The organism is Blautia sp. AM23-13AC (genome assembly GCF_003435675.1).
GTDB lineage: Bacteria > Bacillota > Clostridia > Lachnospirales > Lachnospiraceae > Fusicatenibacter > Fusicatenibacter saccharivorans.
In genome coordinates this window covers 95,489-109,168 of sequence record NZ_QTUL01000008.1, presented here as the reverse complement: position 1 = coordinate 109,168, position 13,680 = coordinate 95,489, and the positions used below count along the sequence as shown (strand labels likewise).

The following is a 13,680-nucleotide window of genomic DNA, read 5'->3' as shown; positions in this document are numbered from 1 at the left end:
CTTGACATTCCGTGGGCAATCCTTTATACTACTTTAATTGTTAGGATAGGCGGAGTCTATCCTTATTTCAACCGGGAATACTGAAAATACAGCGCATTTCCGGAGAGTTTACAGAATAAAATCAGATATGACTGGATACAGAAACGATAGAAAGGGTGTATAAAATGGAACAGAAAAAAACGATTCTTACCTATGCCGGCCTGAAAAAACTGGAGGACGAGCTTCATGACCTCAAAGTAAACAAACGTAGAGAAATTGCCGGTAAAATCAAAGAAGCAAGAGAGCAGGGAGACCTTTCCGAGAACGCCGAGTACGATGCAGCAAAAGATGAGCAGCGTGACATCGAGGCAAGAATTGAAGAGATCGAAAAAATCCTGAAAAACGCAGAGGTTGTTGTTGAGGACGAAGTAGATTCCGATAAGATCAATATCGGATGTAAAGTAGACGTACTGGATCTGGAGTATGACGAAGAAATCGAGTTCCAGATCGTTGGTTCCACCGAGGCAAACAGCCTGGAAGGAAAAATTTCCAATGAGTCTCCGGTAGGAAAAGCTCTGATCGGCGCGCACAAGGATGATATTGTCGATGTAGAAACACCGGCCGGAATTATGCAGTACAAAGTACTTTCTATCCAGAGAAATATCTAAAAAATACAAAGAAAAGGGAGTGAAGAGATTGGCACAGCAGACACAGGAACAGGACATTAACCACTTACTGAAGGTTCGCCGCGAGAAACTTGCAGAGCTGCAGCAGAACGGAAGAGACCCGTTCCAGATTACAAAGTTCGATCAGACACATCATTCGCTTGAGGTGAAAGGTCTTTACGAGGTACATGAGACTGAGCTGTTAAAAGACCGCCAGGAGCCGAACGTAGAGGGAATGGATGAGGAGCAGGCGAAAGAAGCTCTTAAAAAGGATTACGAAGAGAGAAGAAATATCATGGACGCAAGCCCGATCCATGTGGCAATTGCAGGACGTATGATGTTTAAGAGAGTCATGGGCAAGGCCTCTTTCTGCAATATCCAGGATTTACAGGGAAGCATCCAGGTATACGTTGCAAGAGATGCGATCGGAACAGAGTCTTACGCTGATTTTAAAAAATCTGATATCGGTGATATCTTCGGAGTGGAAGGATTTGCTTTCAGAACAAGAACAGGTGAGATTTCTATCCATGCAGAGAAGGTGACACTCCTCTCCAAGAGCTTACAGATCCTACCGGAGAAGTTCCACGGTCTGACAGATGTAGATACCCGTTACCGTCAGAGATATGTAGACCTGATCATGAATACAGAGTCTAAAGATACCTTTATCAAGCGTTCCAAGATTCTCAGTGCGATCCGCAAGTACTTAAGCGGAGAAGGATTCATGGAAGTTGAGACTCCAATGCTTGTACAGAACGCAGGTGGAGCAGCAGCAAGACCGTTCGAGACACATTTCAATGCCCTGAACGAAGATCTGAAGCTTCGTATTTCCCTTGAGCTGTACCTGAAGAGACTGATCGTCGGAGGACTCGAGAAGGTATATGAGATCGGACGTGTATTCCGTAATGAGGGTCTTGATACAAGACATAACCCGGAGTTCACTCTGATGGAGCTTTACCAGGCATTTACAGATTACCACGGCATGATGGATCTGACAGAAAACCTGTATCGTTTTGTCGCACAGGAAGTGCTCGGAACGACACAGATCGTATACAAGGGAATCCCGATGGATCTCGGCAAGCCGTTCGAGCGTATCACAATGGTTGACGCAGTGAAGAAGTACGCAGGCGTTGACTGGAATGAAGTTGAGACTCTGGAGCAGGCAAGAGAACTTGCAAAAGAGCATAATATTGAGTTTGAAGAGAGACATAAAAAAGGTGATATCCTGAATCTCTTCTTTGAGGAGTTTGTAGAGGAGCATCTGCTTCAGCCGACGTTCGTTATGGACCACCCGGTTGAGATCTCGCCGCTGACGAAGAAAAAGCCAGAAAATCCGGAATATGTAGAGCGTTTCGAGTTCTTCATGAATGGATGGGAAATGGCAAATGCTTATTCTGAGCTGAACGATCCGATCGACCAGAGAGAACGTTTTAAAGCCCAGGAAGAACTGCTTGCACAGGGCGATGATGAAGCCAATACAACAGATGAAGACTTCATGAACGCATTGGAGATCGGTATGCCGCCGACCGGTGGTATTGGATTCGGCATTGACCGTATGTGTATGCTTCTGACAGGAGCTGAGGCAATCAGAGACGTGCTGCTCTTCCCGACAATGAAATCACAGGGCGCTGCTAAGAACGAAGCAAACAACGCAGCTCAGTCTGGTGCAGCAGCTCCGGCAGAGACAAAAGTAGCTGAGAAGGTTGATTTCTCCAATGTGAAGATTGAACCAATCTTTGAAGAGATGGTAGATTTCGATACATTTGCAAAATCTGATTTCCGTGCAGTTAAGATTCTGGCTTGTGAAGCAGTTCCGAAATCCAAAAAGCTTCTGAAGTTTGTACTGGATGATGGAGAACGCAAGGATCGCGTGATCTTAAGCGGTATTCATGAGTATTACGAGCCGGAAGAACTGGTTGGTAAGACAGCAATCGCTATCGTGAACCTGCCACCGAGAAAGATGATGGGAATTGATTCCGAGGGTATGCTGATTTCAGCAGTACACGAGGAAGATGGTCACGAGGGACTGAACCTTCTGATGGTAAATGACAGAATCCCAGCAGGTGCTAAGCTCTATTAAGATGATGTAAAGATGTACCGTTTTACCAAATAGACGGGACGTACTTCATTTGATAAAAAACTAAAAAAACAGCGATTTACATCAAACTTACATCAATTGATGCAGAAATCGGTGCAAGCAAGAAAAAATCGCATAATTAGTGCAATGAGTGGGCAATTCCAATCGGAGTTGCCCATTTTCTAAAATGAATGGAAATGCAAATCGGTATTTAATGCTTAACGAGGAGGAATAAACATGGCGAAGAAAGAAGAAAGATTTGAAGTTATATTTAGAGATGGAAGTTCGCTTAAAGATGAAGGGATTCGACAAATTCTTGTAGATAAGGAGACTGGAGTTAATTATCTTTGTTGGAAATCTGGATACGGGGCTGGTATTACACCTCTTCTGGATTCTGAAGGAAAAGTCATAGTTACTAAGTAAAATTAAAGTTGATATTTCACATATTTTAGGAAATTTAATAACTGTTATATTTAATTATCAAATTCTTCGCAAACCCTTGAAAATACTAAGTTTGTAGCAAGTGAGCTTTCCCTTACTCTTTCCCTTGTGTTATATTCTCACATTGGTTTTCATGAACCTTAATATGGGAAAAAATAAGGGAAAGAAAATTTCATAACACAGTATAACAATAACGACATGGTGAACTGATTGAAATGTTTTCGATATTTAACTCTATAACTGATTATTAAAAGAAAATGGAGATAAGATACGATGAGAACAATTTATGCAGAATACAACATAAATCACGATAGTATTGATGTTTACACAAGTGCCGGATATATGCTTCGCATTGATTGCTGGAAAGCTGAAAAAAATCTAAAAACCACATACGGATCAGAATGTGCGCTTACTTCATTGGCTGTGGATGAGCCTTTGGAATATGCAAGATTATATCTTGAGGGTAATTTACAGATGTGGGTAGATGCAGAAGACTCACTAGAGTTATAATCCTTATCCATATAAATAATATGCAAATATATATCCCATCAATATAGCGAATATACTGAAATAAAAGTATCTTTATAATCAATTTTAACCAAAAGAATATGTTCTTAGAGGAGGTGTCTCCCGAAAGAACATATTCTTCTATTATGGGTAATTATAAATATAGAACATGCTTTTCTTGTGCTACAATTTCTTCACTATGAGTTACAACAATAACTGTTTTTCCCTGTTCACTTAACTCATGCAATATATTCATAACAATCTCACTATTTTTTTTGTCTAAGGAACCAGTTGGTTCGTCTGCTAATACAATCGAACATTTCTTTAGCATTAAACGAGCTAACGCAACTCTCTGCTGTTCGCCACCAGATAATTGATAGACTTTTTTGTTAATTACTTTCTGTAAACCAACTTTTTCAAGAGCTTCATTTATTGAAATATCCGTTCTACCTGATTTTTTTATTATTTCTAGATTTTCTTTTACTGTTTTGTTTTCCAAAAGGGCAAAATTTTGAAATAAAAATCCAACAACTTCTTTGAAATATTTCTGCTTTTTTCCTTTTTTTGCCACATCAAAACCATTCACAATAATAGAACCTTTGTCAGGAGTTTCAATACCTCCAATCATATTAAGTAAAGTACTTTTTCCGCATCCACTTTCGCCACTAATTACCAAAAAACGGCTATCTGGAATTTCCAAATGAAAATTTTTGAACAAAATTTTATCATTATATGCTTTGCATAGATTTTCAATTGTTATCATAAGCAACCTCCTTTTAATGATTTCGGTATGTTTGTTTTTTCAACAATTGTGATATTAAAGAAAATAATTGTAAATTCTATTAGTGCCATAAATGAACTAACAAGAATGCTAATTCCTACTTCAGTCTGTACCGATAATAAAGAATAGATAAGCATACCTACTAATATCACAAAATTTTCCACTACAATCATTTTAAGAAGTGTTTTGTGCCGTTCAAATAAACTATATCCAAAGATTTTCATCAAGGAAATTTTCATTGCATTTTCTCGGAACTCTAGTCTACTTACTGTAACAATAATCATAATATTTAAAAGCAATACAATCGTACAAAGAGAACTTAAAAATCCCACGAGTTTTATTAAAAATGTGTGATTATATAAATACTGTTCATGTACGTTTGTAATTACTAGCTGATAATTTCCAAGCATATCTTCATACTTTTTGCTGATATTTCTTAGCTGTTTTTCATCACATTGAAATAAAACTGCTCCTGCTTTATAGCTTTCAAGATACCCACCATTGACTGCTAAATCTTTGTTTGCCTGATAAATAATTATCGGATTTTTGCTTTTTTCGATACCATTTATTCTACTTGTATCTAAATAGGAAAAGTATTCTGTTTCGCTATACTCTATGTACTGAATATTTAATTGTTGTAAATTATCATGATTTAAAACATGGCTCAAGGAGTCATAGGCTAATTGCTTGTTTTTAGCAAAATATCTATTCTTTGGAATGAAAATAATCAAATCAGAAGATTCATTCTCTACTGCATTTATCTGCTTCGTAAAACCTTGTAACATATCTTTTGCATGATTATTTACATATATCACATCATTTTTATCATTTAAAATATTCAAGCATATTACAGGCTTTAATGTGTTATATTCATTCTTGTATAGTTTATTCCAAAAAGCTTCTTCTTTTTCAGCATTAAAATCAGTAGTCTTTACGGTAAAATAATTTGCATCATAATATTCTTCTAACAAATGTTCATTTGTAAATAGGTTATTATGAATACTACTAATATTAGTGGTAATTGTAAAAACAGCGGCTACCCCTGCTATAAATTTTAACGAATAAATTAAAAAATCCACTCCTCTTTTGTGTGTTGCATTTGCGAATGCCTTTCTAATATCAAAAAAGCAAAAAGAACAATATGGAATAGTGGAAAGAATAATTCCAATGGAATATAAAATTGTGACGAGTCTATTCTCATATGCTCCCGATATATAATTTGACAGCAATATTTTTGCAACAATAAATAATGCAATGTCAAAAGTTACATCGAATAAAGCAGCCTTAAATGCTATGAAACCAGCACTTTCTCCTAAGGAAACTCGTACAACAACCTCTTTTTTTCGCCTAACCACTTCAATTACATTTAGAACAATCATCAATGCAATAATCATACCCCATATAATAAAAATCATGTCCTTTTCCGTAGAATTCCAATATTCTGGATAAGTTAAGCTATATTTTTCTGATAATTTCTGATATGCAGAGATAATATTGTCCTCATTTCCTATGTATGAGATAAAGTTTTCATAACCCACAGAGGTACTTTGCAATTCTGAGAGATTATGAAATTTTACTTTCGTAATTCCGGAAACTAAAGCGGTATATTCTGATTCTTCTATGTTTGCAGTATTTTTTAATGTTTGTCTGATTACTTTATCATCGCCATAAATATGAAGTGTTGAAAGGTATTTATTATTGATTTCATTGTACTGAGAAAAAATATGTACATCATTCTCCGTTGCAGTTTCTGATACATCTTTCAGAAACTGCGACATATCTTCACTAGCAACTTCATAGCGTGATGACGTAAAATATGCTGTAGAAAAGTTCCAAAGCTGATCTTGAAATATTTCAGATTGCATAAGTATTCCAAAAATCAGGAAACAAAACAAACATAAGTTTTTAATTGCTTTCATTTATTTCAACCCCAGATTCCATACTTTATTTGCTTTTTCAAATATCGTAGTCAATATTGTGCTATTTTCATCAACAATCCATTGATCTTCTTGATCTTCAGCTTTTTTGCTACTTGACAACATAATTTGAGTATTCAAATCCTTATAGTCATTAAATAGCACGCCTTGACTTATTCCTTGGTGAAATGGTTTTATCCAAATAATTAGTGCATATCGAACATCTGACTCAGCTATCGCAAGATTTCCATTCCAAAGCAAATAATCAGGGACAGACACACTATACTGGAATCCATCTTTATCTGTGTAAATTTTTACTCCAGATTCTTCTATTTCAGGGAAGTCTTTCTGAAATTCGTTATATGGTTTATAACTCCCGAAGTACCAAAATAAATTATAGCAACAGAACAAAATAACCAAAACAATTCCTATATATTTTATTTTTTTCTTCATTTATATACACTCCACAAAAAAGAGTGGTTGGAATTCCAACTACTCAGCCATTATCCCGAACCTTTGTTTAGTAGCTATTACCGTAGGTAATACTATTTCCTTTATGAGCAACCTCAATTTTAGACCAATTACCTTTACCAACATTTGAACCCGAAAAAGAACCATTTCCATTCTTGACATATGCGTAATGATCTTTAGTTGAATGATATGCGTGTGCATAATCTTCATTAATAGCAAGAGTATTATAACCATAAGTCAAAACACCTTTTCCGTCATCAGATGTAGTGCTCAATTCCCACTTTTTATCAAATGTCTTATTCCCGTTTGTAACAGAAAATGCCATTACTGGAATTGATGAAGAAATTAACATTGCACTAATAGCTACCCCTACAATCACTTTCTTTGCTCTCATAAGTTTTACCTCCTTTGATCTGCTGTATTTCTATTTATGTTTTATCAAATATTTTGTATCAAGTCAATCAGTATCTTGACTTATATAGCGTCGAATTGTAAGATATATTCCTTGTAAAATTAACCAAAAGAACAACAGATTTATTGATAATGCTTTTTTAATTACTTCTCCAAAATAAATGATGACAGCCGCACTTGTCAGTATCATCAGTAGGGTAATAACATCCCAACAGTTTTTCTTATATAATTCTATAACCTTTATTTCTATCAGTATTGCCAGTATCCCTGTCCCTGCCACACATATTCCAACAACCAATATCATCAATAACCAATATATGATTCCGGCTATAATCTCATTTGGAATTTTTGTGCTGATTTGTGCCACAGATTGCCCGGCATCAATCGTCCAACCGATAAAAGTTTGTATGAATGATGCTGCATCATGGAAGAATGATTTGCAATCGGAAAGGAACACATCTGACTGTACTGCCTGAAAAAGAGTGGTTGTCAGCGAATACCATGCAAGAAGGAACAAGGTTGTTTGGAACATTACCGTTTTTGCTTTATATTGTCCTGCAAGTTGCTCTTTTTGTGTTTCGTATCTTGCTTTTGCATTCTGATAGGCTGTCCGGTCACAGGCTTCGCATTTTTTATAGAGTACCGGCTTTTCTACCGGTATCTCTACGATTTTCTGATGTGTCCGGGCATAATCCCGTTGTTGTGTTAAGCATCGTATTTTATCTTGACATTCCTCTATCGTGACGTTTGCGCTTCGCAGCTTCTCTTTCTCGCTCCGCAATGCTCTGTCTGCCAGCTTCAAGTCGTTCTTTAATGCTTGAATATTCCCGGCTCTGTTCTCTTTGTTTAATTTCTCGTTCAAGGTCAGAGATTCGTTGAGCTGCGTCTTCAGTTCCACGATAAGCTGGTCTTTCTGTTCCAACTCTTCTTGTATCTCCTCGGTCAAGAGCAGAAGTTCTTCCAACTGTTCGGCGTTCTTTAATTCTCTGGATTCGTTCATCTATATCACGTCCTTTCTCTACCTGCTGTTCCAGTTCAGCAATTCGGTGTTCTGTTTCAGTAATAAACTGTTTTCGCTGTTCAGCTTCTGTGCCAATATCTGCCATTGCTGATTTTCGTTTTCCAAAAGTTCTATCTTCGTTTTCTGTTCTTCCATCTTGGAAAGTAGTTCCTCGGTATTTGGCAAAATGTTGAGCAGCTCGGATAACTCGCTGTTTAATTTTTGCAATTTCTGATTCTGTTCCTGCATAAGAGAGAGTTGGGTGTCCCGGTTCTGCATTTCCAGAAGCATTTCTGCCATTAAGGTCTGCTGTTCTTCGATTTGCCCAATCATGGACTCCATTAAGGGTATAATTTCCCGGCTTTCTTCTAATGTCATTTAATCGCTCCTTCCATAATGATAATGCACCTGATACTTTCCCAAAGGTGTCCAGTATCTTTTGCAATAACGTGTTTTGTTGTTTTATGATTTGATTTTCCGCTACTTTCCACGAACCTTTTATTTCCTGCCCGGCAAGAAACTTTTGTTCAATCTTTCTTGCGTCAGCACCTTCATGGATGGTAGGAATCTGGAGTTTTCCCTGCTTTTCGTAAGAACGGTGATCGACCTGATTATGCAAAGGCAGATGTTCATTACACACCTTTGCCCACTCGCTCCGCCACAGTTCACAGTTTTTTGGATTGTTCCATCCCGTAGCATCGGTCAGTACCCGTTTCCATTGCAGGCGGTTTCTTGCACCAATCTTCTGGATTCCGTTTTCATCTAATACAGGGATACGGATTCCATGACGGTCAGGGTTTTTCTTATCCTGCCACCAGTTCGGATGGGATTCATCAATCACGATATTTCCGCTTTTATCTCTGACAAAATCCCAATCTTTGACTTCTTTCTTCCCCCAAGAATGATCCGGGTTAAAAGGGCGCATTGTCAGAAGCAGATGGACATGAGGATTGCCATCCCCTTTGTCGTGGATACTCCAATCAGCACACATTCCCTTATCCACAAATGTTTTTTTGATATAGTCGGCTGTATATTGAATCTGTTCCTGTCTGCTCCATTCTTTGGGGAGGGCAAATTCAAATGACCTGCCAAGTTGGGCATCTGCACTTTTTTCAATCTTCAATACCTCATTCCATAACCGTTGTTTCTGAAATGTGATTTTAAATTTTTCTAAAGCAGCTTCTTTATCTTCTGACCTTTTGTATCGGACAGATTTTTGAAAGCGTTTTATATTTTCTTCTGGTACTATCTGCCATTCAGGAGGTGCGTTTTCGCACATCATCAGACTGGTGTAGACCACTTCTTTTTTAGAAGTGTAATAACTGATTCGCCCGGTTTCCTCGTTTTTCATCACATCCCCATTGAGATATGCGGAAGCGGAGATAACAGATTTCCCTTTACTTCGTCCGACTATTTTGATTGTGTAATGAAAAATCGCCATGTCTGGATTCCCCCTTTCTGCACATCCGGCATAGATTTCCGGCAACATTGCTTTCAGTTTTAGAAAAAGCAGTATTGCCGGAACGCCCTCTGCGTAAGAGTGCCCTGCGCATAGCAGCCTGCATGGAATGCGCCCCTCTGGCGAAGAGTGCCTCCTGCGGCATGAGCAGGTCTGGCTGAAAGCCCCGCCGACGGAACGAGCCCGGCAAGCGTGAGCGAAGACCGGTTGCCACTTGTGGCAAACTTATTGGGACGACCTCTGGTTGTCCATAAGTGCGCCCTTCATGAAAAAGCAATGAAGGGAATGAAAAACTCATCCCCCCCCGCCATTACACTTCCTCCATATCGGTATGTGTTTCTTTCTGCATTGCCTTTGAAAAAAATTTCCCATTGGCTTCCTGCTTTTTCAGAAAACCAATCAGCTTTGGGATGTCCTCTTCCTCGATAGGCGCACCGAGAACGGATTCCACCGCACCGCCAACCTGACAGAGCCTATGGGTTCGTTTTTTACTTTCTTCGGCTTTCTTTCGTTTCAGAAGTTCTTTCTTCTGTGCTGCATATCGTTTTGCTTTTTCAAGGCTTTCCTGTTCCTTCTTTTCCATTTCAAGCATTCGTTCTTCATAACTTTTTGTTGATTTTGCCATGATTACATTCCCCTTTCTTTTACAAACATAAGTTCTCGGTTGCGTATCAGAAGAAGCACATGGTATAATCTTCTTGCGTGTAGGTATATCATGGCTTCGGTCTGATAGAACCTTTGGCGGTTTCTTTGGAAGCCGCCTTTTTAATTTGCCGCAGTTCTTGTTACGGCTTTTACATTTCCTCTATCCCTCAAATCACGACCTTCATTCGCTTCCATAAACATTTCCAGAATATCGGTTTTAATCAGGACTTTGCGACCAACCTTTAATACTGGAAGTTTCTTCCATTCTACAAGCTGTCTTAAGGTGTTTCTGCCGATTCCCGTATAGTCAGCAGCTTCTTCGATGGATAATGCAATTTTTCTTTGCGTCATATAATCACCTCCTTATAAATTGCATTATGCAATTCTTGTGATGTAAGTATATCCTTTTCATATCTTTTTGTCAAGCGTTACGAAATATTAAAAATAATTTTTAAGTTGCATATTGCAATTACAGAAAAACAATGCTATAATTCATACATACCGAAAAAGGAGGCAGTCAGCATGAAAGATAAAGAACTACGCAAGCTGATAGGCAGCAGAGTAAAACAGCGCCGTCTGGAATTGAATCTGACACAGCCTTATGTCGCAGAAAAGATGGGTGTTACCGCTTCTACAATCCTGCGTTATGAGAATGGTTCGATTGACAATACGAAAAAAATGGTGCTGGAAGGTCTTTCGGAAGCACTCCATGTATCTGTGGAATGGCTCAAAGGGGAAACAGATGAATATGAAACCGACATTACGGATAAGAGAGAGTTACAGATTCGTGATGCGATGGGAGATATTCTGGAACAGTTACCGCTTGCCCTTACCAAAGAAGAAGATGCTTTTTCAAAAGATTTATTACTGCTGATGTTAAAACAATATGGTCTGTTTTTGGATTCCTTCCAGTTCGCCTGCAAAAACTTCAAGGGGAATGCTGGTCAGACGGATATTGCCAAAACAATAGGGTTTGAATCGAATGATGAATATAATGAGATTATGTTCTTAAGGGAAATCACTCACACCATCAATGCTTTTAATGAGATGGCAGACGTTGTAAGGCTCTATTCCAAGAAACCAAAAACAGCAGAACAAAGGCTTGCAAATCTTTTATCAGAAGTCTTATACGAAGATTCCGAATCGGTATAGTAAGACAACCGGAGTTATGATATACTTACACGCACGAAGCATTTCATCAGTTCCGATTGTCTAATATCGAAAGGAGACATACGATTATGGCAAAAGGATCTGTAAGAAAAAAAGGAAAGAAATGGTACTACCGCTTCTATGTAGAGGACGCAAGCGGCAATCTTGTTCAGAAAGAATGCGTTGGAACAGAAAGCAAAAGTGAAACTGAAAAGCTGCTCCGTCAGGCAATGGATGATTATGAGAAAAAGAAATTTGTTGCCAAAGCGGAAAATCTCACAGTCGGACAGCTTTTGGATGTGTGGGCAGAGGAGGAATTAAAAACAGGTACGCTCAGCAATGGTACGGTGGAGAATTACCTCGGAACAATCCGAAATATCAAGAAACACCCATTGGCAGAACGGAAACTGAAAAATGTAACCTCTGAACATTTGCAATCCTTCTTCGATTTGCTTTCCTTCGGGGGAGTTCATCCCGACGGAAAAGAGAGAAAGGGTTACAGCAAAGATTATATCCATTCTTTTTCCGCAGTCATGCAGCAGTCCTTCCGTTTTGCAGTATTTCCAAAGCAGTATATTACGTTCAATCCCATGCAGTATATTAAACTGCGGTATCAGACGGATGAAGTGGATTTGTTTTCCGATGAGGATATGGACGGAAATGTCCAACCAATTTCACGAGAAGATTATGAAAGATTGCTTGCTTATCTGCAAAAAAAGAACCCAGCCGCAATACTTCCAATCCAGATAGCCTATTATGCCGGGCTTCGTATTGGAGAAGCCTGCGGTTTGGCATGGCAGGACGTAAATCTGGAAGAACAATGCCTTACCATAAGACGCAGCATCCGATATGATGGCTCAAAGCGCAAATATATCATCGGACCAACCAAGCGGAAAAAAGTAAGGGTTGTTGATTTTGGAGATACACTGGTAGAGATTTTCCGTAATGCCCGGAAAGAGCAGTTAAAAAATCGAATGCAGTACGGAGAACTTTATCACACGAACTACTACAAAGAGGTCAAAGAGAAAAACAGAGTGTACTACGAATATTATTGTTTAGACAGAACAGAGGAAGTCCCGACAGATTATAAAGAAATTTCTTTCGTCTGTTTAAGACCGGATGGTTGTTTGGAACTTCCAACTACTTTGGGGACTGTTTGCAGAAAGGTGGCAAAAACATTAGAGGGATTTGAAGGCTTTCATTTCCACCAGTTACGTCACACCTATACAAGCAACCTTTTAGCAAATGGAGCTGCCCCAAAAGATGTGCAGGAATTGTTGGGACACTCAGATGTCAGTACCACAATGAACGTCTATGCTCACTCCACAAGAGATGCGAAACGAAAATCAGTTCGGCTTCTTGATAAAGTGGTGGGCAATGACTAAAAAATTTCCCTTATTTCCCTTGTGATTATCTCATAAGGGCAAAAATAAGGGAAACTACATATCATTTCACTAATGGACAGGCGGGAAAGCCTATAAAATGGGGAAAGTTAGAGGAATAATTATATAAATTCTAGTTTGTAGAATTAAGAAAATCGGAATTTATTAAGGAGGATATGGATGAAACTGTTTTTATGTTCGCACTTTTCAAGTGTAGGAAGTTTGATAAAAGAAGAAATTGATAACAAGAAAGTCGCATTTATTCCCACAGCTTCGCTGCGTGAAGGCTATACCGGTTATGTCGGCTCGGCTCGAAAGCTATTCAATAAACTGGGAGCAACCGTAACGGAAATTGATATTTCAACGGAGGCTTATTTAACGATACAGTCCGTTTTTGAAGATGCGGATGTGATCTATTTTACTGGTGGAAATTCTTTCTTCCTTATGGATCAGCTCCGTAAAACGAGAACGGATGAGCTATTGAAGAAGGAATTGGCAAAGGGAAAACTGATGATTGGTGAATCGGCGGGTGCGATTATATGCGCTCCAACTATCCAATATATTGAACAAATGGATGAAAAGCCGGAGGACTACTCACAAGAAGATGATGCAGGGCTTGATTTGATTGATTTCTATGTTCTTCCGCATTATCTTACAGCACCATTTAAGAAAGTTACTGAGAAAATAATGACTGAATTTTCGGATTTGAATCTATGCCCAATTAACAACCGTCAGGGAATTGTAATCGATGGTGAAGGTTCAAAGGTTATTTGCAAAGACTAATTTGAAAATTCCAGTTT

15 protein-coding genes are annotated in these 13,680 nt (G+C 38.5%); 7 read left to right on the top strand and 8 right to left on the bottom strand.

Annotation, left to right across the window (positions count from 1 at the left end):
* Positions 1-164 precede the first annotated feature (164 nt).
* The 4 genes from greA to DW642_RS10475 all read left to right on the top strand — a co-directional run bounded on the left by greA (position 165) and on the right by DW642_RS10475 (position 3,669).
* Entirely contained in the window at positions 165-647 is a 483-nt protein-coding gene (greA, locus tag DW642_RS10495) for a transcription elongation factor GreA (RefSeq protein WP_022461080.1), read from the top strand.
* A gap of 28 nt (positions 648-675) precedes the next feature.
* The gene (gene lysS, locus DW642_RS10490) at positions 676-2,721 is read left to right on the top strand and encodes a lysine--tRNA ligase (protein ID WP_117510126.1); all 2,046 of its coding nucleotides are present in this window, start codon (positions 676-678) and stop codon (positions 2,719-2,721) included.
* Between the two features lie 234 nt (positions 2,722-2,955).
* Positions 2,956-3,141 (top strand): DUF6440 family protein, encoded by a 186-nt coding sequence (locus DW642_RS10480; protein WP_055267402.1) that lies wholly within the window; start codon positions 2,956-2,958, stop codon positions 3,139-3,141.
* A 291-nt stretch (positions 3,142-3,432) separates the two neighbouring features.
* Positions 3,433-3,669, top strand: coding sequence for a DUF6061 family protein (locus DW642_RS10475; protein WP_004843528.1), 237 nt, complete (start codon positions 3,433-3,435; stop codon positions 3,667-3,669).
* Positions 3,670-3,820: 151 nt separating this feature from the next.
* Here the strand turns inward: DW642_RS10475 and DW642_RS10470 are convergent, their stop codons facing one another.
* The 8 genes from DW642_RS10470 to DW642_RS10430 form a co-directional block, all read right to left on the bottom strand.
* Positions 3,821-4,429 carry an ATP-binding cassette domain-containing protein gene (locus DW642_RS10470; RefSeq protein ID WP_005608342.1) on the bottom strand — a complete coding sequence of 203 codons (609 nt, stop codon included), beginning with the start codon at positions 4,427-4,429 and terminating at the stop codon, positions 3,821-3,823.
* Complete coding sequence (locus DW642_RS10465) at positions 4,426-6,366, bottom strand: DUF1430 domain-containing protein (RefSeq protein WP_005608344.1); 1,941 nt, start codon at positions 6,364-6,366, stop codon at positions 4,426-4,428. The genes DW642_RS10470 and DW642_RS10465 overlap by 4 nt, the downstream gene beginning before the upstream one ends.
* Positions 6,367-6,816 carry a hypothetical protein gene (locus DW642_RS10460; RefSeq protein ID WP_004843525.1) on the bottom strand — a complete coding sequence of 150 codons (450 nt, stop codon included), beginning with the start codon at positions 6,814-6,816 and terminating at the stop codon, positions 6,367-6,369. It lies immediately after the preceding gene.
* Between the two features lie 67 nt (positions 6,817-6,883).
* Positions 6,884-7,228 (bottom strand): broad-spectrum bacteriocin mediterrocin MdcF, encoded by a 345-nt coding sequence (mdcF, locus tag DW642_RS10455; RefSeq protein WP_008402210.1) that lies wholly within the window; start codon positions 7,226-7,228, stop codon positions 6,884-6,886.
* A 63-nt stretch (positions 7,229-7,291) separates the two neighbouring features.
* Complete coding sequence (locus DW642_RS10450; protein ID WP_005608347.1) at positions 7,292-8,026, bottom strand: DUF6040 family protein; 735 nt, start codon at positions 8,024-8,026, stop codon at positions 7,292-7,294.
* Positions 7,965-9,686: a MobA/MobL family protein gene (locus tag DW642_RS10445; RefSeq protein WP_040893156.1), complete on the bottom strand. Its 1,722-nt coding sequence runs from the start codon at positions 9,684-9,686 to the stop codon at positions 7,965-7,967. The genes DW642_RS10450 and DW642_RS10445 overlap by 62 nt, the downstream gene beginning before the upstream one ends.
* 328 nt (positions 9,687-10,014) lie before the next feature.
* A complete protein-coding gene (locus tag DW642_RS10435; RefSeq protein ID WP_005608351.1) occupies positions 10,015-10,329 on the bottom strand; it encodes a hypothetical protein in 315 nt (104 codons plus the stop codon).
* A gap of 140 nt (positions 10,330-10,469) precedes the next feature.
* Positions 10,470-10,700 (bottom strand): helix-turn-helix domain-containing protein, encoded by a 231-nt coding sequence (locus tag DW642_RS10430; RefSeq protein WP_004843519.1) that lies wholly within the window; start codon positions 10,698-10,700, stop codon positions 10,470-10,472.
* 171 nt (positions 10,701-10,871) lie between these two features.
* Between DW642_RS10430 and DW642_RS10425 the strand changes: the two genes are divergently transcribed.
* The 3 genes from DW642_RS10425 (at position 10,872) to DW642_RS10415 (ending at position 13,663) form a co-directional block, all read left to right on the top strand.
* Positions 10,872-11,501 carry a helix-turn-helix domain-containing protein gene (locus tag DW642_RS10425; RefSeq protein WP_005608353.1) on the top strand — a complete coding sequence of 210 codons (630 nt, stop codon included), beginning with the start codon at positions 10,872-10,874 and terminating at the stop codon, positions 11,499-11,501.
* Positions 11,502-11,587: 86 nt separating this feature from the next.
* Positions 11,588-12,883 carry a tyrosine-type recombinase/integrase gene (locus DW642_RS10420; RefSeq protein WP_005608354.1) on the top strand — a complete coding sequence of 432 codons (1,296 nt, stop codon included), beginning with the start codon at positions 11,588-11,590 and terminating at the stop codon, positions 12,881-12,883.
* Between the two features lie 177 nt (positions 12,884-13,060).
* The gene (locus tag DW642_RS10415; protein ID WP_055267400.1) at positions 13,061-13,663 is read left to right on the top strand and encodes a Type 1 glutamine amidotransferase-like domain-containing protein; all 603 of its coding nucleotides are present in this window, start codon (positions 13,061-13,063) and stop codon (positions 13,661-13,663) included.
* The last annotated feature ends 17 nt before the right edge of the window (positions 13,664-13,680 follow it).

Coding starts and splice junctions, on each gene's coding strand:
- DW642_RS10430 (WP_004843519.1), bottom strand. CDS start 10,700: ATGACGCAAAGAAAAATTGCATTATCCATCGAAGAAGCTGCTGACTAT.
- mdcF (WP_008402210.1), bottom strand. CDS start 7,228: ATGAGAGCAAAGAAAGTGATTGTAGGGGTAGCTATTAGTGCAATGTTA.
- DW642_RS10460 (WP_004843525.1), bottom strand. CDS start 6,816: ATGAAGAAAAAAATAAAATATATAGGAATTGTTTTGGTTATTTTGTTC.
- DW642_RS10480 (WP_055267402.1), top strand. CDS start 2,956: ATGGCGAAGAAAGAAGAAAGATTTGAAGTTATATTTAGAGATGGAAGT.
- DW642_RS10465 (WP_005608344.1), bottom strand. CDS start 6,366: ATGAAAGCAATTAAAAACTTATGTTTGTTTTGTTTCCTGATTTTTGGA.
- DW642_RS10425 (WP_005608353.1), top strand. CDS start 10,872: ATGAAAGATAAAGAACTACGCAAGCTGATAGGCAGCAGAGTAAAACAG.
- DW642_RS10470 (WP_005608342.1), bottom strand. CDS start 4,429: ATGATAACAATTGAAAATCTATGCAAAGCATATAATGATAAAATTTTG.
- DW642_RS10475 (WP_004843528.1), top strand. CDS start 3,433: ATGAGAACAATTTATGCAGAATACAACATAAATCACGATAGTATTGAT.
- DW642_RS10415 (WP_055267400.1), top strand. CDS start 13,061: ATGAAACTGTTTTTATGTTCGCACTTTTCAAGTGTAGGAAGTTTGATA.
- DW642_RS10420 (WP_005608354.1), top strand. CDS start 11,588: ATGGCAAAAGGATCTGTAAGAAAAAAAGGAAAGAAATGGTACTACCGC.
- DW642_RS10435 (WP_005608351.1), bottom strand. CDS start 10,329: ATGGCAAAATCAACAAAAAGTTATGAAGAACGAATGCTTGAAATGGAA.
- DW642_RS10445 (WP_040893156.1), bottom strand. CDS start 9,686: ATGGCGATTTTTCATTACACAATCAAAATAGTCGGACGAAGTAAAGGG.
- greA (WP_022461080.1), top strand. CDS start 165: ATGGAACAGAAAAAAACGATTCTTACCTATGCCGGCCTGAAAAAACTG.